The 23,601-nt window shown below is 30.3% G+C and carries 31 protein-coding genes; 12 read left to right on the top strand and 19 right to left on the bottom strand.

The window, feature by feature from the left end; genetic code table 11:
* Positions 1–48 precede the first annotated feature (48 nt).
* The 4 genes from CEE44_01275 to CEE44_01290 all read right to left on the bottom strand — a co-directional run bounded on the left by CEE44_01275 (position 49) and on the right by CEE44_01290 (position 3,027).
* The gene (locus CEE44_01275) at positions 49–798 is read right to left on the bottom strand and encodes a hypothetical protein (GenBank protein ID TKJ17930.1); all 750 of its coding nucleotides are present in this window, start codon (positions 796–798) and stop codon (positions 49–51) included.
* Positions 799–981: 183 nt separating this feature from the next.
* Positions 982–1,311, bottom strand: a complete 330-nt coding sequence (locus tag CEE44_01280; protein ID TKJ17150.1) for a hypothetical protein — start codon at positions 1,309–1,311, stop codon at positions 982–984.
* Positions 1,308–2,405, bottom strand: coding sequence for a hypothetical protein (locus tag CEE44_01285; GenBank protein ID TKJ17151.1), 1,098 nt, complete (start codon positions 2,403–2,405; stop codon positions 1,308–1,310). Before CEE44_01285 ends, CEE44_01280 begins: the two co-directional genes overlap by 4 nt.
* Positions 2,389–3,027: a hypothetical protein gene (locus CEE44_01290; GenBank protein TKJ17152.1), complete on the bottom strand. Its 639-nt coding sequence runs from the start codon at positions 3,025–3,027 to the stop codon at positions 2,389–2,391. The genes CEE44_01285 and CEE44_01290 overlap by 17 nt, the downstream gene beginning before the upstream one ends.
* Positions 3,028–3,237: 210 nt before the next feature.
* On the opposite strand from CEE44_01290, the gene CEE44_01295 reads away from it, so the two are divergent.
* Entirely contained in the window at positions 3,238–3,501 is a 264-nt protein-coding gene (locus tag CEE44_01295; protein ID TKJ17153.1) for a hypothetical protein, read from the top strand.
* Positions 3,502–3,510: 9 nt separating this feature from the next.
* Here CEE44_01295 and CEE44_01300 read toward each other — a convergent pair whose 3' ends face one another.
* Positions 3,511–4,203, bottom strand: coding sequence for a hypothetical protein (locus CEE44_01300; protein TKJ17154.1), 693 nt, complete (start codon positions 4,201–4,203; stop codon positions 3,511–3,513).
* Positions 4,204–4,291: 88 nt separating this feature from the next.
* Here CEE44_01300 and CEE44_01305 point away from each other — a divergent pair, with 88 nt between their 5' ends.
* On the top strand, positions 4,292–5,284 hold the full coding sequence (locus tag CEE44_01305) for a hypothetical protein (protein ID TKJ17155.1): 993 nt from the start codon (positions 4,292–4,294) through the stop codon (positions 5,282–5,284).
* Positions 5,285–5,290: 6 nt separating this feature from the next.
* On the opposite strand, the gene CEE44_01310 is transcribed toward CEE44_01305, so the two are convergent.
* From CEE44_01310 to CEE44_01335, 6 genes are all read right to left on the bottom strand, one after another.
* Positions 5,291–5,482 carry a hypothetical protein gene (locus CEE44_01310; protein ID TKJ17931.1) on the bottom strand — a complete coding sequence of 64 codons (192 nt, stop codon included), beginning with the start codon at positions 5,480–5,482 and terminating at the stop codon, positions 5,291–5,293.
* Positions 5,483–5,501: 19 nt separating this feature from the next.
* Positions 5,502–6,020 (bottom strand): ADP-ribose pyrophosphatase, encoded by a 519-nt coding sequence (locus tag CEE44_01315; GenBank protein ID TKJ17156.1) that lies wholly within the window; start codon positions 6,018–6,020, stop codon positions 5,502–5,504.
* Positions 6,021–6,052: 32 nt separating this feature from the next.
* The gene (locus tag CEE44_01320; GenBank protein ID TKJ17157.1) at positions 6,053–6,337 is read right to left on the bottom strand and encodes a hypothetical protein; all 285 of its coding nucleotides are present in this window, start codon (positions 6,335–6,337) and stop codon (positions 6,053–6,055) included.
* 8 nt (positions 6,338–6,345) lie between these two features.
* The gene (locus CEE44_01325) at positions 6,346–6,867 is read right to left on the bottom strand and encodes a hypothetical protein (GenBank protein ID TKJ17158.1); all 522 of its coding nucleotides are present in this window, start codon (positions 6,865–6,867) and stop codon (positions 6,346–6,348) included.
* 96 nt (positions 6,868–6,963) lie between these two features.
* Positions 6,964–7,761 (bottom strand): hypothetical protein, encoded by a 798-nt coding sequence (locus tag CEE44_01330; protein TKJ17159.1) that lies wholly within the window; start codon positions 7,759–7,761, stop codon positions 6,964–6,966.
* A gap of 125 nt (positions 7,762–7,886) precedes the next feature.
* Complete coding sequence (locus CEE44_01335; GenBank protein ID TKJ17160.1) at positions 7,887–8,564, bottom strand: DNA (cytosine-5-)-methyltransferase; 678 nt, start codon at positions 8,562–8,564, stop codon at positions 7,887–7,889.
* A gap of 234 nt (positions 8,565–8,798) precedes the next feature.
* Here CEE44_01335 and CEE44_01340 point away from each other — a divergent pair, with 234 nt between their 5' ends.
* Positions 8,799–8,981: a hypothetical protein gene (locus tag CEE44_01340; GenBank protein ID TKJ17161.1), complete on the top strand. Its 183-nt coding sequence runs from the start codon at positions 8,799–8,801 to the stop codon at positions 8,979–8,981.
* Positions 8,982–9,076: 95 nt separating this feature from the next.
* Positions 9,077–9,649, top strand: coding sequence for a threonylcarbamoyl-AMP synthase (locus CEE44_01345; protein TKJ17162.1), 573 nt, complete (start codon positions 9,077–9,079; stop codon positions 9,647–9,649).
* Between the two features lie 4 nt (positions 9,650–9,653).
* Here the strand turns inward: CEE44_01345 and CEE44_01350 are convergent, their stop codons facing one another.
* Complete coding sequence (locus tag CEE44_01350) at positions 9,654–10,577, bottom strand: hypothetical protein (protein ID TKJ17163.1); 924 nt, start codon at positions 10,575–10,577, stop codon at positions 9,654–9,656.
* A 135-nt stretch (positions 10,578–10,712) separates the two neighbouring features.
* On the opposite strand from CEE44_01350, the gene CEE44_01355 reads away from it, so the two are divergent.
* Positions 10,713–11,330, top strand: a complete 618-nt coding sequence (locus CEE44_01355; GenBank protein ID TKJ17164.1) for a hypothetical protein — start codon at positions 10,713–10,715, stop codon at positions 11,328–11,330.
* Here the strand turns inward: CEE44_01355 and CEE44_01360 are convergent.
* The 5 genes from CEE44_01360 to CEE44_01380 all read right to left on the bottom strand — a co-directional run bounded on the left by CEE44_01360 (position 11,327) and on the right by CEE44_01380 (position 14,465).
* Entirely contained in the window at positions 11,327–12,727 is a 1,401-nt protein-coding gene (locus CEE44_01360) for an RNA-splicing ligase RtcB (GenBank protein TKJ17165.1), read from the bottom strand. The two genes, CEE44_01355 and CEE44_01360, sit on opposite strands and share 4 nt — an antisense overlap.
* Before the next feature lie 99 nt (positions 12,728–12,826).
* Entirely contained in the window at positions 12,827–13,219 is a 393-nt protein-coding gene (locus CEE44_01365; GenBank protein ID TKJ17166.1) for a hypothetical protein, read from the bottom strand.
* A 1-nt stretch (position 13,220) separates the two neighbouring features.
* Entirely contained in the window at positions 13,221–13,664 is a 444-nt protein-coding gene (locus CEE44_01370) for a kinase inhibitor (protein ID TKJ17932.1), read from the bottom strand.
* 58 nt (positions 13,665–13,722) lie between these two features.
* Positions 13,723–14,136, bottom strand: a complete 414-nt coding sequence (locus CEE44_01375) for an archease (protein ID TKJ17167.1) — start codon at positions 14,134–14,136, stop codon at positions 13,723–13,725.
* Between the two features lie 35 nt (positions 14,137–14,171).
* On the bottom strand, positions 14,172–14,465 hold the full coding sequence (locus tag CEE44_01380; GenBank protein ID TKJ17168.1) for a hypothetical protein: 294 nt from the start codon (positions 14,463–14,465) through the stop codon (positions 14,172–14,174).
* 129 nt (positions 14,466–14,594) lie between these two features.
* Here CEE44_01380 and CEE44_01385 point away from each other — a divergent pair, with 129 nt between their 5' ends.
* Positions 14,595–15,578, top strand: coding sequence for a hypothetical protein (locus CEE44_01385; protein ID TKJ17169.1), 984 nt, complete (start codon positions 14,595–14,597; stop codon positions 15,576–15,578).
* Here the strand turns inward: CEE44_01385 and CEE44_01390 are convergent.
* A complete protein-coding gene (locus tag CEE44_01390; protein TKJ17170.1) occupies positions 15,560–16,321 on the bottom strand; it encodes a hypothetical protein in 762 nt (253 codons plus the stop codon). The genes CEE44_01385 and CEE44_01390 overlap by 19 nt on opposite strands.
* Before the next feature lie 116 nt (positions 16,322–16,437).
* Here CEE44_01390 and CEE44_01395 point away from each other — a divergent pair, with 116 nt between their 5' ends.
* From CEE44_01395 to CEE44_01415, 5 genes are read left to right on the top strand one after another with little or no spacing between them, the layout of a single operon-like run.
* Positions 16,438–17,439, top strand: coding sequence for a deoxyhypusine synthase (locus CEE44_01395; protein ID TKJ17171.1), 1,002 nt, complete (start codon positions 16,438–16,440; stop codon positions 17,437–17,439).
* Positions 17,426–18,451, top strand: a complete 1,026-nt coding sequence (locus CEE44_01400; protein TKJ17172.1) for a decarboxylase — start codon at positions 17,426–17,428, stop codon at positions 18,449–18,451. The genes CEE44_01395 and CEE44_01400 overlap by 14 nt, the downstream gene beginning before the upstream one ends.
* Positions 18,448–19,005 (top strand): hypothetical protein, encoded by a 558-nt coding sequence (locus tag CEE44_01405; protein TKJ17173.1) that lies wholly within the window; start codon positions 18,448–18,450, stop codon positions 19,003–19,005. The genes CEE44_01400 and CEE44_01405 overlap by 4 nt, the downstream gene beginning before the upstream one ends.
* Positions 19,002–19,799 carry an agmatinase gene (locus CEE44_01410; GenBank protein TKJ17174.1) on the top strand — a complete coding sequence of 266 codons (798 nt, stop codon included), beginning with the start codon at positions 19,002–19,004 and terminating at the stop codon, positions 19,797–19,799. The genes CEE44_01405 and CEE44_01410 overlap by 4 nt, the downstream gene beginning before the upstream one ends.
* Before the next feature lie 17 nt (positions 19,800–19,816).
* Positions 19,817–22,240 (top strand): valine--tRNA ligase, encoded by a 2,424-nt coding sequence (locus CEE44_01415; GenBank protein TKJ17175.1) that lies wholly within the window; start codon positions 19,817–19,819, stop codon positions 22,238–22,240.
* Here CEE44_01415 and CEE44_01420 read toward each other — a convergent pair.
* Positions 22,237–23,295 carry an RNA 3'-phosphate cyclase gene (locus tag CEE44_01420; protein TKJ17176.1) on the bottom strand — a complete coding sequence of 353 codons (1,059 nt, stop codon included), beginning with the start codon at positions 23,293–23,295 and terminating at the stop codon, positions 22,237–22,239. The genes CEE44_01415 and CEE44_01420 overlap by 4 nt on opposite strands.
* Before the next feature lie 99 nt (positions 23,296–23,394).
* Between CEE44_01420 and CEE44_01425 the strand changes: the two genes are divergently transcribed.
* Positions 23,395–23,601, top strand: a complete 207-nt coding sequence (locus tag CEE44_01425; protein TKJ17177.1) for a hypothetical protein — start codon at positions 23,395–23,397, stop codon at positions 23,599–23,601.

Here is a 23,601-nt window from a genome sequence, read left to right on the forward strand (position 1 = left end):
TTGTCTGTCTTTATAAAATTTTGGTTGTTGATAAAAATTTCATATGTTTTAGTGGGTTAACCATCCACCATCCACAACCAAGGTATGCCCTGTTACAAAATTTGAATCACCTGAAGCCAAAAAGACTGCTGCTTTGCCTATTTCTTCTGGTTGACCAACTCTGCCTAGAGGAGTATTTGCTAACAAACTCTCTTTTGTTTTTTTATCCTTTAACATATCCTCAGTCATCTTTGTAGCAATTATACCAGGAGCTATTGCATTAACATTAATATTGTAAGGAGATAGTTCAATTGCAAGCTCTCTTGTTAAATTTATGATTCCTGCCTTGGAAGCACAATAAGCAGATATATTCATAAATCCTACTTCTCCTGCTATAGAAGCTATTGAGATTATTTTACCACTTTTTTGTTTAATCATCTGTTTTGTGACAGAGTTTGTGCACAGAAATACCCCTTTTAAGTTTATATCCAAAGTAAAATCCCAATCTTTTTCTGTCATTTTGACAAAAGGTTTCATTGAAACAACACCAGCATTATTAACAAGAATATCTATTCTTTTAAATTTTTGTATAGTCTTTCTTATCATAGCGTCTACATCTCTTTTTTTAGAAACATCACATTTTACAGCAATTGCATCTGAACCAATCTTCCTTATTTCCTCACAAACATTTTGACATTCTTTTAAAGCAATATCAGAAATAACTACTTTGGCCCCTTCTTTTGCCAGCTCAAGTGCTATAGCTTTACCAATACCTCTTCTTGAACCTGTAACAATAGCAACCTTGTTTTTTAGTTTCATAATATCACCTCTTCCCATAATTATTTAAATAACTATTTAAATCTAATCCTTTTAGAGTAGGTTCATGAATTGAATTCAACATTTATAAAATTTGGTTGTTGATAAAAATTTCATATGTTCTGTTGGGTCAAGCATCAACAAACAAGATATGCCTTATTACAATATTTAAATATATTTATTATTTCAAGGTTGATTCATTCTTTCTTCAAGAGTTTTTGCAATCTCAAAAGATTCTTTAATGTCTTTTGTGAAAATCTTTCTTTCTTCTTCGTCAAATAAAGAGACTATCTCATACAAACCAGTAGTATTTCCCTTTCCTACATTAGTTTGAAGGATAACACATTTTCCATATGCATTAAGATCATCATCAACTAACAATATTGGTATTCTTAAAGGATAAATTCTCTCAATTGTTTTTGTAAATTCATAAACTACTCCTAATTGGGGATCTTTAGGAAGCCCCTGGCCTTCTCTTATCTTCAAAACATAATCCAGTTCTGTTGGATATCTCATTTTATTGCCTCCGCTATTTTATTCATATCTATTTTGGGAAAATTATTAAAATTTACCTGATTATTTTTAATTTTAGGTCTTTCCACAAAATCATTTTCTTTAGATACATTATTCCAATAAATAACTTCATTCAATTTAGATGTTACTGCTTCATGATTTGCTAAAAGACATGAATAGTATGAAGCTATTAAATAGCCAGCATGTGATCCTATCATCACAGGAAGATCAATTTTTTTGCAGTAATCTAAAATCTTTAATCCTTCGCTTATTCCTGTCCTTGGAACTTTTATATTTACCATTGATATAGTTGTTAAATCAACTTGTTTCTTAAGGTCTTCAAAAGTTTTACAACTATCATCTCCAACAATTTCTATATAAAGCTGATTTTCTTTAACATACTCCATTAATTTTTGCCTGCCTTTTATATTAGAAACATCAATTGGTTCTTCTAAATATAATATGTTTGGGATGGAAGATACATGGTCCACCAACTTGACTGCGTTGTCAAGAGAATACATCTCATTTCCATCTAAATAAAACATGCATCCAGTGAATTTATTCAGAATATCAAAAATATGAAAATCTCTTGAAATATCACCTGTAAGTTTTATTTTAAATCCAAAAATTCCTTGTGCAATTTTATCCTCTAATTGGTCAATATATTCGTTGTCGTTTTCAGGTTTAGGTAAAACATAGCAACTGTCTATTTTATTATTTGGTAAACCTATTAATTCATTTAAAGAAATTCCTTTAATTTTGGAAAGTAAATCGTAAAGTGCACAATTAACTGCTGCTTTTGCTGCTAAATTTTGATTTTTGGAAAATTCTAAATCAGAAAAATTATCAATGTTTTCTTCTGTCAAATCAAAAATTAATTTATTTGTTATTTGTTTGCAATAAGTAATTACACTTTCTTGTGTCTCATGTAATATGGAAGGTCTAGGAACCGCTTCAGCATAACCTACAAAACCCCCTGCTTTTACTTCTACTAACACATGGTCTAAGCTTTGTAATCCTTTTCCTATACCCCATGTTAGTTTATTCTGTATAGGAAGACTAAATGGATATGTGTTTAATTCATCTAGTTTCATCATTAACTCCTAACCTATGTAAAACAAAATCAAGAGTTATTCTTAGGCATTCCTCTGGGTATTTGTCTTTTGTATCTATGTAAATAGCTCTGGATTTTAAGAATCTTAGCATCTCAAAAGTTTCCGCTAAATTGTAATTTTTACTCTCTTTTTCAATAACTGCTTTTGCTTCTAGATATCTTTCTCTCTGGTTTCCTTTTAAACCATCGTAATCAGAATTTCTCCCAAGAAGTCTTTTGATTCTAACTTCATCCGGAGCATCAAGAGCAACAAACAAAGAATCAGGGATATTATCTATTGTATATTTTATTTCTAAAGGTCCTCTTAAGTTATCTACTAACAACAAATTTCCATTATTAATTGAAAGTTCTCTTTCCACTAACTTTGCCAATCCTGGATTTCCTTGGTTTTTATACCATGCAGTTGAATCAAAACGATGTTCCCTATCTCTCTTAAATTCAATACCATTATCCTTTAAATATTGCTCATAAGCAGGAAGAACATATTTATCAACTAAGGAGCGTCTATCAACTAAATAAAAATCAAAACTTTCTCTTAGTCCTTCAACTAAAGTAGACTTTCCTACACCTGTACCCCCTACAAGTATTATGCTTTGATCATTCATAACAGTAAATAACCCCTAAATTTTTTTAAAATAATTAGTGATTTGTTTTATTATCTGTAAATGCTGGTGGGTTGTGTTAAATATAAAAATCTTTTGATTTTGTAATAACTTAGCAAAGGTATGATTAACGAGATTTATGTTTCTTATATATAAAAGTTTGGTTGTTGATAACAGAAAGATTTAAAGATGAGTTATTATATTTATAGGTTTATGAAAAAACAATTTACAGAAGAAGAAGCAAAAGAAATTGGAGAAAAATTAAGAATTACTTGGGACAAATTTGATGTTGACCAGTTTAGAAGAGGCATGGACATAGAATTAGAGCACGGAAGTGTAGATCCAGAAACAAATGTTACAGATGATGATGCACTAATAACTGGAAAGATTGCCTTAGCTCATCTAAACGAATTTCCAGATTACTATGACAGACTGGAAAAAATGGAAAAAGAAGCAGAAGAGTTTTGGGAAAAATAGTTTAATATCTTAATCCAAATTTTTCCATAATAAATCAAACATTATTTTTTGTGTTTCATAGAAATTCTTTTCGTTGATTAAGATCCCTATTGGCTCTTTTTCTTCTAAAGAAACCATTGCTATTTTTCCATTATACAACCAAGTTGCAGTTTTAATTTTCTCTTTAATTAGTTTGTATGGTGCTTTTTTATCAACTGGTTGTGTTTCACTGATTATTCTTACTTTGATTCCTTTCTTTTTTCTTCTCTCTACAAAATGAGGCATGTAATATTGGAATAGTTTTAACAACTGATTCTTGGATGCTATGCAGGAAAAAGATTTTGCTTCAGCAAGAATGTTTTCAAATATTGATTTTAACCCATTTTTGCCAGTATACACTTCAACATTCGGTCTTTTGTCAACACTCTCTGTCAAAAAATTTAACTCAGGAAGTATCTTTTTCACCAACTCTTCTCTTTCTTTTAACATATCAAGGAGTTTGTTTGGTTTTGTTGCCTGATAGAATTTCTTTCCTGACTGTATAGTATAACTAACAAATCCTTTTTTTTCAAGAGATTTTAATAAATCATAAGCAGAAGTTCTGTTTAATTCTGCAAAGTTTGCTATTTCCTGAACTAGATTACTGCCTAACTGAAGATTTGCTAAATAAATTTTAATTTCTTTATCGCTTAATCCTAAGGACTTGAGTATTTCTTCTTTCATACACTATAAAAATATGATGGAATATTTAAATCTGTCGTTTATTTTCCACAACATAATTTCATATAACTAATAGTAACTACTCTATAGTATGGAAAAAGAACTTCAATTGTTTAAAGGATATGATTATTCTATGAGTGTTTATATGGATAATCACCAAAGAGGGGGTTTTACTCAGTTATCCTTAGATTTATCTTCACGATGTAACTATTCTTGTGATTGGTGTTTCAATAAAGACTTAATTGGAAAAGATAACCAAGACTTGCTTAGTCTAGTTGAAAAGAAAGACCTATTAGATGAATCTATAGAAATGGGTGCTAAAACTTTGGTTATACCTGGAACAGGCGAACCAACTTTAGATCCTGATTTTTATCCACTTATCGAACATGCACATAGGTTGGGTTTGACAACAGTTATATACTCAAATTTAACTGGAAATCTTGATAAAGAGAAAATTGACTATTTATTTTCAAGAGATGTTTCAATAGGTATTAAATTGGATGCATTATATTCAGGATATTTTACAAAAAGATATCATGCAAATGAAAATATGTTTAAAAAGTTCTCAGAGAATTTAGGATTAGTTATTTCAACATATAAAGGATCTGAAGAATCTACACATCAAGGAGTAGTTCATAGAATAATAGCAAACATGGTTTTAACACATGATAATAGAGATGAACTTCCAGATATTGCAAGACTCTGCAAAAATAGAGATATACCTTTATTTGTTCGCCCTGTTAAACCAGTAACCTGGGCAGGAAATAATCCAGAACTATGGAAACAAATTGGAAATAGAACAGGAGAATATGTTTTTGATAGTGAATTAGTTAAATTATCTCAGGGATATAATACTTTATTTTCCCCATCTAGTACTTTGGAAAATCACTGTGCACTTTATGCTTTTGGATTAACTATCAAAAATAATGGAGATATTCAATTCTGTCCTGATCACCATGCATCAAGAGGAAATTGGGGTAACATAAGGGATGTTAATTTAAGGGATGTTATGGAAAGATTAAATTCAATAAGAACAATAAAACCTGGTTTTTGTGTGATGTCACCAGAAGTTGAACATGATTAACTAAGTTTATTCAGTAATTTTATCTACAATTTTCTTAACAAATGGCATAAGTACTAAAGCTATTGGAAAACCTATTGGGAAGCTTATAATAAAAGCTCTCGCCCACATTTGAAAAAAATTATTTACAAATCCTAAATTAAGATATGTAACAACTAATGACATAAAAAAACTCATAAATAAACCTGTTATTGCTCCCATCAAAATCCCGCTATACTTTTTAGATATCTTTTTCATAATTACCTTTTCTTGTTTTTTCTAATTTTTTTAGAAATAATAAATCTCTTTTTTGAATAAAAGAACCCTCGTAATTTTCAGGTTTATCATTTTCAACTTTGGAAATTGCATCTTTAAGAGATAGCCATACAATTTTGAAACCTTGACTTAATTCCTTTTCTGTAAAATCAGGTTCTCCCTTGGAAATAATTTTTCCATAATAACAATAGGATATTTGTTTTAAATTCAATTTTGATCTAAATTCAATGATTTTACCAACTTCACCACCAACTTCAATTTCACTACCTACTTCCTCTAGGCATTCTCTAACTAAAGCTTTTTCTTTATCTTCTCCTTCATCAATACCACCACCAGGAAGTTTATGGTAATTAAATTTTGAAACAAATAGTAAAGGTATCAATTCATTTTCGTCAAAAAGAATAGCTCTTGATGCTTCTCTAATTCTCAAAGTTGATTCATCATCTGGAAATTCCTTGTCTTTTATTTCTTTTAATATTTCCATAGATTATAGATGTTTTTGGTTTTATATAAAGTTTACTCACTTTTTCTATCTTCAAGAATTTCAATATCTGAAAGAGCAACTAATTTATGATGAGTTTTTTCTGGAATTTCAATTTTAACTGGTGCTTCTACAGTTTTAGTTTCATCACCTATTGTTAATTCTGCTTCTCCTTTAACTAAATAAAGAATTTCAGGGACATTATGAGAATGATCAGCATTAGTAGTTCCTTTTTTTCTTGAAATAAAATTTAGTTTATCACAATCATACATAAAGCCTCTTTCATCAGATTTTATTATTCTAAGTTTTTCAATATTCATATTATCTATTACTCCATAAACAATTTTAAGTAATTAAATCTTTTTAAATTTTCTTCAATATCTTCATATGATTTTCCGCAAATCATTCCGCCTGCAATAAAAAGCTCTTGTGTTATTTCTTTTAGACAAAAATCAGGCATTTCAAAAGAATCTTTTTCCTCTTTTGAATCAAACTCAAAATCAGCTAGAATTAAACCTTTTAAAGGTCCTTGAAAAACATCAATTTCAGCTTGTCTTCCATTATGATTGTAGTAGTATCTTCTCTTATGTACTTTTTTTCCATCAAAATTCATAAAAGCATCAAATTCAGATTTGCTTAGGATAATTGTTTGTTCTTTTTGTATTGAAGAATCTCCTAAATCTACAGGCTCTTTTTTAGTCATCTCTAGTTTATCTCCGTTTTTTCTAACTCTTAGAGTTGGATGTTCACTAGTTTTAGGAATATAGATGTCTATAACCTCTTTAGATTTGCATTCTTTTAGGCCAGAAGGAATTTCCTTCAAAAGATATGTTTTTTCTAATTCTATCATAATAAGAAAAGAATTGTGGGAAGTTTATAAATTTTGTTGTGTAATAAATATAAGCAAAAAATATTTTAAGAACTAAAATTAATAGGACATATTTAGTTAAATTACATATTCTCCATTATGTAGTTTCTTAGATTCGCCTGAAGTAGCAGTGAATACGTTTGTACCTTTTCTTAATAAAACCTTACCAGAGAAATGATAAACGTCATTTTTATCCCAAGGAGGGACTACGATGAGTAAAATATCTTGACCCATAACTTTTTTTGGTATTAATTTTATTATAGGTGAAGGGTCAATATTATCTTTAACACAATTTTGAAGTGGTTGATCCATCTGTTGACTTGTTTTATCAGTCCCTGATATTGCTCCATCATCATCCACACCATATAATATAATCCCCCCCATTTTAGTATTAAGCATAGCAGCAATTTCTTTTGTAAGTTTTTTAACTTCAGTTCCAGCAGCCTTAAATTCATAGAGTTGGTTTTCTCCTGATTTACATATATCAAGAATACCAGTCTCAAAAGGAACACTTATTGTAGTTATTCTTTTATTTTCTTTTGTAATTTTTTTCTTGAGATGTTGTTTCAACTGTTTTTGTTTTTTAATAGGATTTTCAAAATATGAAATTGAAATTTGTTTAGCTAAAGGTATTTTTTCATAAATAATTGAATTATTCTTCTGCAACTGCTTACCTCCTACATCTTTCTTCGGTTTGATAAGCCCTATATCTTTTATCTTCTGTAAATCATTAAGTGTTGGAACCAAAGGCTTCCCTACTTTTTTTGCAATATCTTTTGCACTCTGTCGTCCATTAATTTGTTTGTATACTTCAAGTCTTTTGGGTGCATTATTGAAAATAAATCTTCCTCTTACAATAATCTCTTGGAGTTCCATTTTATTTAGTTTCTTTCTTTTTGGCCTTATGGTCCCAAGTTTTTAATGTACCTTTAGCAATTCCAGTTAATTCGCTTATTTCTCTATATGTAAAACCAAGAGATTTGAGAATTTTAGCTTGAACTTTATCTTCTTCTCCATTGATATGCTGTATTTCTTTTTTTAACATCTTGTTTTAATCTATCATAAAGAGGTTTACCCTTATAATAATACTTTTCATCAACCTTAATTTTTAAAAGATCTTTAATTTTTTTAGTTAATTTTATTTCTTTTGGAAATGAGAATTTATCAGCGACTTCTTCGTCTAAAAAACCAACAATCAAAATTCTTTCACGATTTTGTGGCAAATCACCATGAATCATGCTATTAACTATTTTTGACTTCACAAAATAACCTGCTTCTTTAAGGGTTTCTTTAATAATTTTGAAAGTTTTTCCATTATCATGGGTCTTAAGATTTTTAACATTTTCTAAAAAAATTACTTTGGGTCTTTTTTGTTCTATAATTTCTACAATACGAAAGAACAAATTACCTCTTCCTTTAGAATCTTTAAAACCTTGTCTATGACCTGCAATACTAAAAGGTTGGCATGGAAATCCCGCTAATAGAATATCAAAATCAGGAATAGAATCAATATCAACTTTGTTAATATCTTCAATTATTAAAGGTGAATTATCAAAGTTTAAATCAAATGTTTCTTTACAAGCAGGCTCAAAATCATTAGAAAATACAGTATTAAATCCAGCATTTTCAAATCCTAATCTTATTCCTCCAATTCCCGCAAATAAATCTATACACCTCATGATATTACTTAATATAATTAATTCATATATAAATCTTACGAGAGAGCATGTCTAATGGCAAGTGGCTAAAAATCTCCCTAAATAAATATCAAACAAAAAAGGAATAATAACTGTTGGCAAATGCCAAACCCGTTCTAACAACCCATTTCTAACATTTCAGGCATTCTAACTATCCCATTTGCCACTTGCCATCCTCGCGTGAGATATATAAACAACCTAGTCCATCTAATATTGTTGGTTATAAACCCCAACAAATTAAAGAAAGCAGTTTTTTTGCTTTCAATAAACGAGGTGATTAAAATCGACTTAAGCAATAAAACAATTAAAAATTTATTTTACAATCAAATTAAAGGATTAACTATAAGATCTATAGAAGATTCATTTGATTTACAGTTTTCTGGCACCAACCCTTTGTAAAACACCTCCCCCTTCTGAATAAGAAGGGGTGCTCTTTCTATATTATATTCTAAACAACATAAAGTTTTTTAAACAAAAAAAACATACATATAGGTATGGAGATAATAAATAGAGATGAATACAACCTAAAAAAGGACCAATTTTTAGAAAGAATAGAACAAGGCGCTGTATTTATCTATCCAACAGACACGATCTATGGTATAGGATCAAGTGCCCTAAACCAAGAAGCAGTAAGAACAATAAGAAAAGCAAAAAACAGAAGGAAAATGCCTTTCTCTATTATTGCGCCTTCTAAAAAATGGATAAGAAAAAACTGTGAAGTAAGTGAAGAAGCAGAAAAATGGATAAGAAAACTCCCAGGACAATTTACATTAATCCTAAAACTAAAAACACCAAATGCAGTTGATAAAGCAGTAAACAAAAGATTAAACACATTGGGTGTTAGAATACCAAAACACTGGACAAGTGAGATTGCAAAAGACTTAGACATACCAATTGTAACAACATCTGCAAATGTCGCAGGAAGAGAATTTATGACATCTATAGATGATTTAGATAATAGAATAAAATCTAAAACAGATTTTATGATTAATGTTGGAGAAATCAAAGGAAAACCTTCTAAACTAATAGACCTGACAAAAAAAGGTTTTGAAATAAAAGAAAGATAATTCTCTATCCATAAACACTTGAAGAGAATAAAGGTTCTCTTAACCTTCTAAATTCTGCACGGCTCATAATCATAAAATGACCTTCAATATCTGAAAAACGGCTATGTCTTGCAGGACCATCTTCTAAATGACCTTCTTTAAAAGGATGGAATTTCATCTTATGTTTAAGAGGAGGCATTTCTGTTGTTGCACATCTTAAACTTCCTCCCCTTCTATTATGTTCTTCTAATGGAACCGGTGTAGGAAGAATTTTATATCCAATTTGTTCTAATATTCCCATGGTTTGTTCTGCTCTGCAGTCAACAACCATATGATCTCCAAGTTCTATAAAACCAATAGCAGCATATTTTGCTTCATCCATAGGAAGAGTTATTAATTCATAACCAAATTCTTTAGCCAATTCTGTACCTATAGGAACTAGTAAAGAAGTATCCCATGTAAACAAAGTTCTTTTAAAATTACCAAGATTATAATAAGGATCTATATGATTAGAATATGAAGCATAATATTCACTATATCCACTTACAGGAATCTCTCCGAATTCCCTAATCCCTGCAAGTATATTTATATATATTGCTCTTTCAACACCCAACACCCGCTGGGTTTCTTTTCTTGCAGAAGGAATCCCATTGTCATCACCAATCATAAATCCATCTCCTATTAAATAAGCCCCTCCATGCCATGCATAATTAGTACAATCTCTCTCTTGTCTAGGGTCTCTACGATTAATTTCAGTAAATGTTTCATCATCATGAAAAAATAACCTGTCTCTTGCCCAAGGTACTTGAGTTAAGATTGTATTTACTCCATTTTCCTGTATCATCTTTGCAAGAGGATAACTTTCTCTTGCCAATCCTGGAGTTGTAAATCCATGAGAAAGGACTAATTCATGATTACAATATTGTATTTTTGATTCTATGTTATCCATTTTAATTTTCTCTCAGAATAAGATTCTGAGGTATCAACACCTCTAAAATTAAGATTTATTAAGAATATTTAAAGTTTTTTATATTATCTTTTAAAGAAAGATAATTTTTTAAACAAGAGCGTCTTTTTCTCTATTATGCCTGAAAAGAAACTAAGGATTTTAGCAGCAGGAGACATTCATGGAGATGTTGACCTAGCTGAAAAACTAGCAAAAAAAGCAAAAAAAGAACATGTTGATTTAGTTGTTTTATGTGGAGATATAACCTATGCAGATCAATCAACAGCTAATTTGATTAAACCTTTCAAAAAACTGCATGAAAAAGTTCTACTAATACCAGGAAATCACGAGCCTGTTGCAACAGCAGATTTCCTAGCTGAATTTTATGAAATAAAAAACATTCATGGCTATTCTGTTAAGTATAAAGACGTAGGAATATTTGGAGCAGGGGGAGCAAACATAGGTTTATTCCAACTAAAAGAAAAAGAAATTTACGATTTACTAAAAAAAGGATTTGACAAGATAAAATATCTAAAAAAGAATATAATGGTAACTCATGTCCATCCTTCTGGAACAAAGATGGAAAAATTTACAAAGATATTTCCAGGATCAGAAGGTGTAAAAAGAGCAGTAGAAAAACTAAAACCAGATATATTACTCTGCAGTCATGTGCATGAAGCAGAAGGCATAGAAGAAAAAATAGGCAAGACAAAAGTTATTAATGTTGGTAGAAGAGGAAAAATAATAGAAATCTAACCTTTACAAACACCCATAGGCTCTAATCTAACAACTTTAGGAGAAATTCCAGACTTATCAACACTTTCTATAACATCTGAAACATTTTTATAAGCTTCAGGGGCTTCTTCAGATAAAATTTTAGGATGAGTTGATTTTGCAATTATACCACGAGAAGCTAATCCTTTACGAATATCTTCTCCATCAAACTTTCTTATTGCGGCATGCCTTGACATAGAACGTCCAGCACCATGACAAGTACTTCCAAATGTCTTTTCCATAGCTTTAGAACTTCCTTTACAAATAAAAGAAGCAGTTCCCATTGAGCCTGCAACTAAAACAGGATTTCCAGGAAAAGCTCTTGTAGCGCCTTTTCTATGAACATAAACCTCTTTTTCAACACCATCAACTAAATGCTTCTCTAATTTAACAACATTATGACATAATCCATAGATAGTATGCATATCCATCTCCTGCCAAGTTCTACCAAATACCTTTTCAAAAGTTTCCCTTATCCATTGCGTCATAACAAGGCGATTTGTAAAAGAATAATTAACAGCGCACTTCATTGCTTTAAAATAATCCTGACCTTCTGAAGAATTTACAGGAGCACAAGCCAATTGTCTATCAGCTAATTTAATCTTATACTTTTGAACAGCTTTTTCCTGAATTCTCAAATAATCTGTAGCAACCTGGTGACCTAAACCTCTAGAACCGCAATGAAGCATAATAACTACTTGATTTTTATCTGTTATTCCTAACTTAGAAGCAAATTCTTTATCATAAATATCACTTACTTTTTGTATTTCCAAGAAATGATTACCAGCACCTAAAGTCCCAAGCTGTGGTTTTCCTCTTTTTTTTGCTAAATCACTGACTTTAGAAGGATCAGCACCAGACATACATCCATTTTCTTCTAATGATGCTAAATCTTCTTTAACACCATAACCATTCTCAACAGCCCATTTACATCCTTTAACCAAAACTTCATCTAATTCAGAATCACTAAGCCTAAGCTTTCCTTTAGAACCAACTCCACAAGGAATAGTTTTGAATAATTCAGTAATAAGTTCTTCCATCTTAGAATTAACTTCATCATAAGTTAAATTCGTACGAATAGAATTTATCCCGCAGTTAATATCAAAACCACATAAGCCAGCGCTTATAACACCGTCGACAGCATCAAAAGCAGCAACACTTCCCATAGGCAATCCATAACCAAAATGAGCATCAGAAAGTGCTACAACAGGATCAATCACACCAGGCATCTGAGTTACATTCATAATCTGTCCAACAGTTCCATCTTCTAATTCATCGATTATAGCTTTATTTCCTATAACTAGCCCATTTACATTCATAGAGCCTTCTCTAGGTAACTGCCATTCAAATTCATTTAATTTTTTTAATTTTTCTTTCATTATAATCTCCTCGTTGTATTATTGTACAAAAATATATTTATTTATATACTTTTCCACTTGCCTTTTTTTCATCTAGATCAAAATCTGTAGATAACAACTTTAACCAACAATTAAGAAAGGTGTTAGGTAATAGCCCATTGTCATACTTATAACTCCAAATAATACTCCTTTAACTATTTCCTTACTTTTAACTTTCAAATAGAATAAGGAGAATATCATAAAAAGCCATAGTAAAGATGCAAAAATCGTGAACAGTATATCTTTGTAAAACAATGAAGTAAAAAAAACCAAAATAAGACCTCGCGCAATATGCTGATTAGAATTTTTGAATATTAAAGATAAAATAACTAAAACAACCAAAGTAATCACTAACTGATAAACAAAAGGAGAATATTTGCCAATTATGGCTCTTATTAAAACAATAAAATAAAATGGAATTCCTCCTAAAGCTAAAAGATCTCTTGCAATTTCTTTTTTCCAGTTTTTAATCATTTCATTTAGTATACGATCCAACTAGGTTTGTTTCAGCAAGTATATGTCCTTTCATTGCAGTTTCTACATCTATTTTTTTAGCACTTGCATCTAAATTTAAAGTTATGCCAAGTGCATATAACTTAAACATATATCTGTGTGTCCCTTGTGGTGGACAAGGTCCTCCATATGAATTCCTTCCAAAATCATTTACACCTTGGACAGCTCCTTCTGGTACACTGTTCTCTTCAATCCTTGAAACGGGTTTTATATTAAAAACTATCCAATGATCCCAGTTTCCCATTGGTGCATCAGGGTCATCTATAATCAAAACCAAACTTCTTGTATACTCTGGAATACCTATAATATCAAAAGGAGGATTTATATCCTCTCCCATACAAGTGTACTTGTCAGGAATATCCCCTTCATTCTCAAAAGCATTACTTCTCAATTTTAATTCACTCATTGGTATCACCTCATCTTGTTTTTCAACACAACCAATAAAAAAAATAACAATAAACAAACTATATATCAAGACTAACTGTAACTTTATAATCATTTTTATTTTTTTCTATTTTATACTTGTGCATTGTAAGTGATTTTACAACTGTTTCACCAATTTCTGGTCTAATTGATTCACCAGAAAGCTTTGCTTTAACATGAGTTTCGTCAACTTCAATAATTTCAAACTTTGAAAAAAACATCTGTTCTGTATCAACAATCGCAATCAAGCCAGATAACCAATTCCATAATGTATCTTCTAACTCGGTTCCTTTTATCTCAAACTCTTCTGTTTTGGAAGCTTTAACCTTGTCAATTTGGCAAATAACTGAAAACAAAGCTTCAGCAGCATTACTAAATAGTTCTTTCAAATCTTTTCCATACGCTTCAAAAAGAACATCTGAAGTCAAAGCATCTATAAACTTATATTTTGCCATAAGGGGCAATAAAGAAAGAAAATATATAAAACTTCCTAATATGGTATAATCTCAGATTCCTGCATATCTTTAAAGCTCTTAGGCTTTTCCTCTTCTATTTCTTCATTAGAAGGAACATCAGGCAAAGGAGGACTATCATCACCAAACATTGCACTAAAAGCATTAGTTCCCTCATCACTACTATCACTTGAATCTAAACTAGGAGGATCATCATTAAATAGGCTTCCTTGATTAGAAAAAGCACTATCACCAACAAAATTCTGCAGCATTTTTATAATTTTTCGAATATCTTCGTGACTATCCTCTTTTGTATCAACAGATATCTTCATAAAAATATTATAAACGTAAGAGAATATAAATTTTACTATTTTTATATTGAAATATTGTTACTGAAAAATAGGAAATTTTTTAAAGAAAAACAACATTCCCTTTGTTTTTGGATATATAAATTATATAAAATGACAGAAGCTTTAATTGATACAGCAAAGAGTGTAGCAGAAGAGATAGCAGGGAAACAGGAAATTGGAGTATATCTAAGTATATTAGACAATGCGGGGGGAACACTGGAAGATTTTGTTTTAGGCACTTGTAAGTTTTGTGTTGAGAAGAGCCCTGTTAAGAACGGACATCAAAAAAAAGTTGATGATAGTGCAAGAGATAGATGTCGTGATTTAGTAGAAAGTGTAATTGATTACGGCACAAACTTGGTTTTTGGATATGATAATCATAATCGTTTTGAGTTATTCTCCACAACATTAAAAGCTTTAGAACCTTTAGATTGTAATGATAAACAAAAATATATTAACCAATTTAATGGATTTATTGAAATAGAAAAACAGATCAATACCCCGCCTATACTGCATCTTATTATTCAGAGAGTATTAGGAGGATTAGTAGGAAAATATCAACCAAAATTTGAAAATTTAGAAGGACACAATATTAAGAGGGATAATTCTTTATATCAGACATTAGTAGAACAATTAAAAACAGACCTGGGAATTTTTGTTCAATATACTTTAGATAAACTTCAACAAAATGCACAATTTAACAATAATGTAGATGGCATAGGATATTGTCATTGCTTCCCAACTCAGGAAGAGTGTGATAAATTAACTCCTGATTATGTTCATGCGTTAATAGAACAAGATGAAAAACCAGAACAATTAATTAGGCCATTAATAGGAGAGGTTGGAGTTCCTCTTGGAATGGGTATGAGAGGTAATAGAAAAACAGACCCAACAACAATAATTATTTACTATGGTCTTCCTGCTAGTCCTCAAAATGTAAGATTAGAGCACTCAAATGGATTAAGTAACACAGACGCAGAATTTTATCTAGCTTTATCATGTCAAATAACTAAGCCTCTTCTCCAATTTAATGAAGAAACAAAAAAAGTTAGAAATTCTTTATCACGTATGTTAGGTTATAGAAAAACCTGCTGATAGTTCATCCAGATGTTTTTCTCAACATCCTCTTTTGTCATATTTTTGATTTCAGCAATCTTTTTAATGGTTTCAACAACAAAAGCTGGTTCATTTTTCTTATCTTTATATGGACTCAAAAAAGGAGCATCTGTCTCAGTCAGTAAATGGTTTATATCAACTAAACTAACCATATCTTGAAATTGCTGTAATCTAACAATATTTGTAGGAACAGAAAAATAATAACCAAGATCATAAGCTCTTTTTACTAAATGTTTTCTTCCACAAAAACAATGCATAACAACCTTTTTCATTGAACAAGATTCAAGAACATCGAGTGCTTCTGATTCGGCTTTACGAGAATGTATTAAAACTGTTTTGTCTAGTTTTTTGGCCATTTCTAAAATCTTAACAAAAGCTTTTTTCTGTGCTTCTAAATCTTTACCACTATGCAAATCAAGACCAATTTCCCCGACACAAACAAATTTATCTTTATTCTGCTCTAAAAACTTAAGCTGTTCATCAATATCTATTTTCTCTTTAAGTAACCCTTCCCTTTCTAAAGCATCTATTGGGTAAATTCCAAAAGAAGGGTGTACAATATCATATTTAGAAGCAAATTCTAAAGCCAATTTGTTAGTCTTAGGATCAACACCAGATGTAATAATAGCCTTAACACCTGCTTTACGAGCATTCTCAATAACAGAATCTAATCTTTCAACTAATCCTGGAAAATCCAAATGACAATGTACATCTACTAACATTCTAGAAATAAAAACAATAATCTTTATAAAGCTTATTCTATTCTAAAACAATATGAACTCAGTTAGAAAATTTGGTTCTTAAGTATTCTTTCTAGTTAGATTGTTATTAAAGTAAAATGTATATTAAAGATTTTATATGGAAAAAAGGAATGCGTGTCAAAGAGTTGGTTAGTGAATACCAGCATCTAGGCTACCAAAGTATTGAACTAAAAAAAGCTTCTGATATTTTTGTAAAGATGAAAAAAAACAATGCAAAAATTTTCCTGACTTTCACATCAAATATGGTTACTTCTGGTTTAAGAGGATTTTTCGCCCAAATAATAAAAAATGGAATGGCAGATATAATAGTAACAACAGTAGGGGGATTAGAAGAAGATATTATGAAAGCATCTGGAGAAAAGTTTAGTATTGGAAATTTTGCAGCAGATGATGTAGAGCTTCATGAAAAAGGAATAAACAGGATAGGGAATATTCTGATAAATAATGAAAGTTATATGCATTTTGAAGATATGATATTAGAAATCCTGGATAAACTATACAAAAAACAAAAAAGATGGGCTGTTTCAGATTTATTAAGAGAGATTGGATTAATGATTAAGGATGAATCATCAATACTCTATCAAGCAGCAAAAAACAATGTGCCAATTTTCTGCCCAGCAATTACAGATGGTGCTTTTGGATTTCACTTATACCTTTTCCAGCAAAAACACAATGATTTTATCGTAGATGTTGTAAAAGATTTTGGAAATATTTTATTTTCAACAAGTCATGATGAAAAAAAAGGGATTATTGCATTAGGTGGAAGCATTTCAAAACACCACGCAATATTAAGCACACTACTAAACGGCGGAGCAGATTATGCTGTCTACATGACCACTGCACATAAAACCTCTGGTTCAATGAGTGGAGCAACAACAGAAGAAGCAAAATCATGGGGAAAAGTAAAAGATGAGTCAGATGTTGCAACGGTTATAGGAGATGTAACAATAACATTCCCATTAGCAATGATAAACGCAATGGAACAACTAGATGATGAAGGATTACTAAAACCAAAAGAACATGAAAAGAATGAAGAGAAAGAAATAACAAAACAAATGAAAAAAGATGCAAAAAGCTAGATTTATTCTATCCAAAAGCAAAGCACTAGAACAATACAATAAAGTAAACCAATTAGCAGATAAAGTTTCTTATAGTTCTAAAACAAATCAAGAAGTAACTAAAATTTTAGAAAAAGAAACAGATTGTTGGTTTAGTGTTCACCTGATCAACGAACTAAAACATATAAAAGACGTGTCAAGAGTTTTATTTCTTGCACAAGCATGGGATCAAAAATTTATAAAAGAACTTATTGACTTAAAAATAAACTCTTTTGTTGTTGATAACGAATCTGATTTAGATGAACTAATAAAATTTCTAAATAATAATGAAGTTAAAATAAACCTTTTCCTAAGGATTAAATTAAAAGAGAACACAATCAAAACAGAAAAGTTTTTTGTGTTTGGTATGAAATCAGACATAGTGAATAAAAGAATAAAAGAACTAAAAAACAATAAAAATATAAAATTAGGAATCCATTTTCACAGAAAAACACAAAATATGTCTGAATGGAATCTTAAATATGAAATATCAAGTATTCTTACTGAAGAAACACTAAACACAATTGAATATATCAATATAGGAGGAGGAATCCCTTCTGATTATGCCAACACAAACAAAGATGTTATTCAATCTATATTCGATAAAATAAAAGAATTCAAAGATTTCCTTAATAAAAGAAATATTAAAATGATTGTTGAGCCAGGAAGATTCTTAGCAGCTCCAGCAGTAAAATTAGAAACAAAGATCATAGGAATCTATGAAAATAATATAATTGTTAACGCTTCTATTTACAATTCAGACATGGACGCTTTGGTTGTGCCTGTAAAACTTTTAGTAGAAGGAGAACAAGAAAAAGGAAAGCCGTATGTAATCAAAGGAGTAACGCCATGTTCAATGGATCTATTTAGATACAGGGTTTATTTAGAAAACCCAAAAGTTGGAGACAAACTAACATTTCTAAACGCAGGAGCATACAACTTTACTTCAGATTTTTGTGATTTAGAAAAGCTTGAAACAGAGGTGATTAAATGAGATTTTTTATTATTCATGGTGCACATGGACACTCAAAAGAGAATTGGTTTCCATGGTTAAAAGAAAAATTAATTCAATTAGGACACGAAGTTATAATTCCAGATTTTCCTACACCAGAAAATCAAACATTAGGAAATTGGATAAATGTATTTAAAGAAAATTTTAATAAAATTGATTCAGATACAGTGTTAATAGGACATAGCCTTGGTGTTGCATTCATTCTTTCAGTACTTGAAAAAATTAATGTAAAAATAAAAGCTTGTTTTTTGGTTGCTGGATTCATTGGAAGTCTTGAAGAACGTTCAGAACTTAATGAAATAAACAAGACCTTCGCACAAAAAGAGTTTAATTTTAATAAAATAAAAGAAAACTGTGATAAATTTTTTCTATTCCATTCTTTGAACGACCCTTATGTTAAAATAGGAAAAGGAGAAGAGCTCAAAGAAAAACTACATAGTGAACTAATCATAATTGAAGATGCAGGCCATTTTGGCACAAAAGCAGGATATAGTGAATTTCCACAGCTATTTGAAAAAATAAAAGAATTAAAATGAATTTCATGAATCTACCAGAGAAATATAGAAAGAACGCATTTTTTCAAATATTGCCAATTGAATATGAAAATAACCCAACATATGGTAAGGGAGCTAAAAAAGGCCCAAAAGAAATAATAAAAGCTTCTAAACATCTAGAATACTATGATGAACAATTTGATAATGAACCATTTGCAAAAGGAATCAAAACTATAAAAAATAAAAAAGAAGTAAATAGTAAATTCACAATAAGTTTAGGTGGAGACCATTCAATAACAATTGGGGTTGTAAAAGATTTAGAAAAAAAATATAAAGATTTCTCTGTAATTATCCTAGACGCCCATCCTGATATGTTCCACTCATGGAACAATTCTCAATACAACCATAGATGTGTTTCACAAAGAATCTCTGAAAACCATAATATTTTACAAATTGGAATAAGATCTATGGATATTGATGAAAAAGAGATAATAGATTCTAAAAAAAACATAAACATAATAAAAGCTTATGATTTCAACAAAGAAAAACTAAAACAAGAACTAAAAAAACTAAAAAATAAAGTTTACATTTCAATTGATGTTGATGTTTTTGATATAAGTTTCATAAGAAACACAGGAACACCAGAACCAGGGGGATTTTCCTGGAATCAAGTTATAGAAATTCTAGAAGAAATATTCAAAAACAAAGAAGTTATCGGAGCAGACATAAATGAATTTGCACCAAGGTATAATTTCAAAGCAGAAGCATTCTCCCTAGCCAAACTAGCATATAAAATAATGGCTTTAAAGATATTAAACAAAAACCTTATAAAATAGCTAAATATTTATTTTCTATGGACATGCCAAAGCATTATGATTCAAAAAAATCAGAAGAAAAATGGAGAAAGTTTTGGGAAAAAAACAAAACATATCATTTTGACTCAAACTCATCTAAAAATATTTATTCTATAGATACTCCTCCGCCAACTGTTTCTGGAAAAATGCATATGGGACATGCGTTTGGCAATAGCCAGCAGGATTTTATTGCAAGATTCAAAAGAATGCAGGGATTCAATGTACTACAGCCATTTGGAACAGATGACAATGGCCTGCCAACTCAAACACTAATTCAAAAATTAAAAAATGTTAGAGCCAGTCAAATGGATAGAAAAGAGTTCAGAAAATTATGCCTAGAAACTCTAGAAAAAGAATTAAAACCAAGATATAGTCAGGATTGGAAAAATCTGGGAATAAGCTGTGATTTTGATGTTACATATTCTACAATTGATAAACACTGTCAAAAAATATCACAAAAATCATTTTTAGATTTATATAAACAAGGAAGAGAATACAGAAAAAAATCACCTGCAATGTTCTGTCCAAAATGTCAGACAGCCATCTCACAAGTTGAATGTGAAGATAAAGACATTCCTTCATTTTTCAATGATGTTGTTTTCAAAGTAAGGGATAAGGAATTAATAATAGCAACAACAAGACCAGAGCTATTACCTTCCTGTGTTGCTGTTTTCTACCATCCAGATGATAAACGCTATCAAAAGCTTAAAGGAAAAACAGCAAAAGTTCCTATATTTGATTTTGAAGTTCCAATTCTGGAAGATGATAGAGCAGACCCGGAAAAAGGAACAGGAATTGTAATGTGCTGCACCTTTGGTGATTCAACAGACGCAGAATGGCAAAAAGCACATAATCTGCCAATCAAAGAATCCATTGGAAAAGATGGTAAGATGACTAAAATTACAGGAAAGTATAAAGGGTTAAAAATAGAAGATGCAAGAAAACAGATAATTAAAGATATGCAAGAAAAGAAATTACTAAAATCCCAAAAACCAATAACTCATCCTATAAATGTTCATGAAAGATGTGGAACTCCTATTGAATTTATTAATTCTAAACAATGGTTTATAAAATATCTTGACCTAAAAGAAGACATGCTTAAATGGGGAAACGAACTAAATTGGTTTCCTAAACATATGAAAAACAGATACGACAATTGGGTTAAAGGTTTGCAATGGGATTGGTGTATCTCAAGACAAATCTATTTTGGAATCCCATTCCCGGTCTGGTATTGTGAAGATTGTGATGAGATTATCCTAGCAAATGAAAAAGATTTACCAGTTGACCCAGTTGAAGACAAACCACCAGTAAAAGAATGCCCAAAATGTAAAAGCAAGAAAATTATAGGAGAAAAAGATATTATAAACACATGGGCAACTTCTTCCTTAACCCCAACACTTGTAAAAGAATTGTTCAAAGGAAAACCCGTTTACAATACTCTAATCAAAAATCCTATAAGTTTAAGGCCTCAAGGCCACGACATAATTTCTTTCTGGTTATTCAATACAGTTGTAAAAAGCAAATTGCATTTCAATATGAAACCATGGAATGACTGTTTCATAAATGGCTGGATGCTTGACCCAAAAGGGAAAAAGATGTCCAAATCAAAAGGAAATATTATTGAACCAGGAGATATGATTGAAAAATATTCAGTAGACGCCCTAAGATTCATGGCTGGAAGCACAAAGCTTGGTGATGATTTATCTTTCCCTGAAAAAGAATTAGTAACAGGACAAAAATTCATAACAAAATTCTGGAATGCCTCTAAATTTGCAATAATGCACTTAGAAGATTATGATCTAAAAAAACCTAAACAACTAGAAGGATTTGACAGATGGATTCTAAGCAAATTAAACAATTTAATCAAAACTTCTACAGAAACCTTTGAAAAATATGAGTTTTCAAAAACAAAAGCAGAAACAGAAAAATTCTTTTGGCAGCTTTTATGCGACAATTACTTAGAAATCGCAAAAGACAGATTATACAACCCAGATACAAGAGGAAAAGAACAAAGAAAATCAGCACAATACTCATTATACACATCAGTACTAGCATGCCTGAAATTAATAGCACCAATAACACCTTTTTTCACAGAAGAAATACATCATCTATACTTTGCAGACAAAGAAAAAACAAAATCTATTCACATTTCTAAATGGCCTGAATACAATAAAAAACTAGAAGATAAAAAAGCAGAAAAAGCAGGAGATGTTGCAATTGAAATCATTGCTGCTGTACGCCAGCATAAAACACAAAAACAAAAATCACTAAAAGAACCTGTAAAAGTTTTAACAATCCAGACAAAAGAAAAACTAGATGATTTTGTAGATGACATAAGAGCAACAATAAAAGCAGAAAAAATAGAATTTGGCAAAGGTAATATAAAAATTGATGAAGATTTAAGTATAAAAATTGAATTTTAGATTGATTTAATGGTATTTCCTTCTACTTTAAATTTTTTCCCAAGAAATTGTTCTACAACATAGATATTTGTTAGAGTATGGTTAGTTATTTTAGAAGTTTTTATTTCACTTCCAGGAATTAAACCCATAAATGGAATTAGATTATCTGCTAAATGCTGATCAACTGGTGCTTTAGAATTTATTTCATCTATTAATTTTTGAGCAGCCTCTTTTCCAACATCTCCAGAAGGTTTTCCTTTTTCTCCAAGAGCATCAGAACCAATTTTAATTGGGTTCAAATAACCTAGTTCTTCTTCTTCCTTTGAAAAAACAGCCCACAAGGTTATTCCAGAGCCAGTTGATAATGTATCTGAATATTGTGCATCAATTGTTATAGGAACTTTTAATTGACTTAAATTTATTTTAGCTGATTTTAATTGTCTTTCTGCTACTTCTATCTCCTGTAAATCATGTGAAGCATGACTTATTCCTTTTATCTGAATTAGGCCTCCTTGTTCTGTTAAATCTATTTTAGGAGAATCTTCAAGATTTTCTAAGTTGTATTTTGGCCTTATTGTCAATATTATTTTTCCTCCTCCTTTTGGATAATAACCCCTTTTCTCTAATTTTAATTCTATTTTTTCTGCATATTTATTTAGCTGAGGTAGAATTATTTCCTTAAGATAATCTATTTGGGGACTATACTTAACATCTGTTCCGCCAACTATTTCTATTTTTTTTGCTTTTTGTGAGAATAAACAAGGCAAAAGCAAAGACTGCAATAATAAAGTTATAGAACCTGCTGTTTCTATATCCACTTTTATTTTTGTAGAACTAATTTTATTTGGAAAATATCTTAATTTTTCAGAACCAAGTTCATCTCCACCAACCTTAGCATTGCATAATTGCTGTAAAGCCTTAATACAATACAAATGCTGATTTTTCAAGCCTGGCTTAGGTCTTCCTTTTCTTATATTTATTATTTCAAATGGTTTTTGAAACAAAGTAGAATAAGCCAAAGCAGTACGTAATATCTGTCCTCCGCCTTCGTTGTAAGATCCATCTATTTGTAGCATAATTAATGAAAAAAACAGTAGTTTATATATTTAGCTCAAAATACCCGAAATCTTTATATACTAGTAATAAGTGTGTATAATATATACTAGTATAAAGGAATGGCAAAGCTAGAAAGAGTTATTGCGGAAACAAAAGAAATTCTTAGAAAAGATACTAGAGGATTGACTATTAGAGAGATTTCTGAAAAAACTAAAGTTTCTAGGATAACTGCTGCAATGGCTTTAATGAAACTAGAAGGAGCTGAATTAATTGATGTAAGAGTTATTGGAAATTGTAAATTACATTATTTGAAATATGGTAAATAA

It is taken from the genome of Candidatus Woesearchaeota archaeon B3_Woes, from assembly GCA_005222965.1.
Lineage (GTDB): Archaea > Nanobdellota > Nanobdellia > Woesearchaeales > B3-WOES > B3-WOES.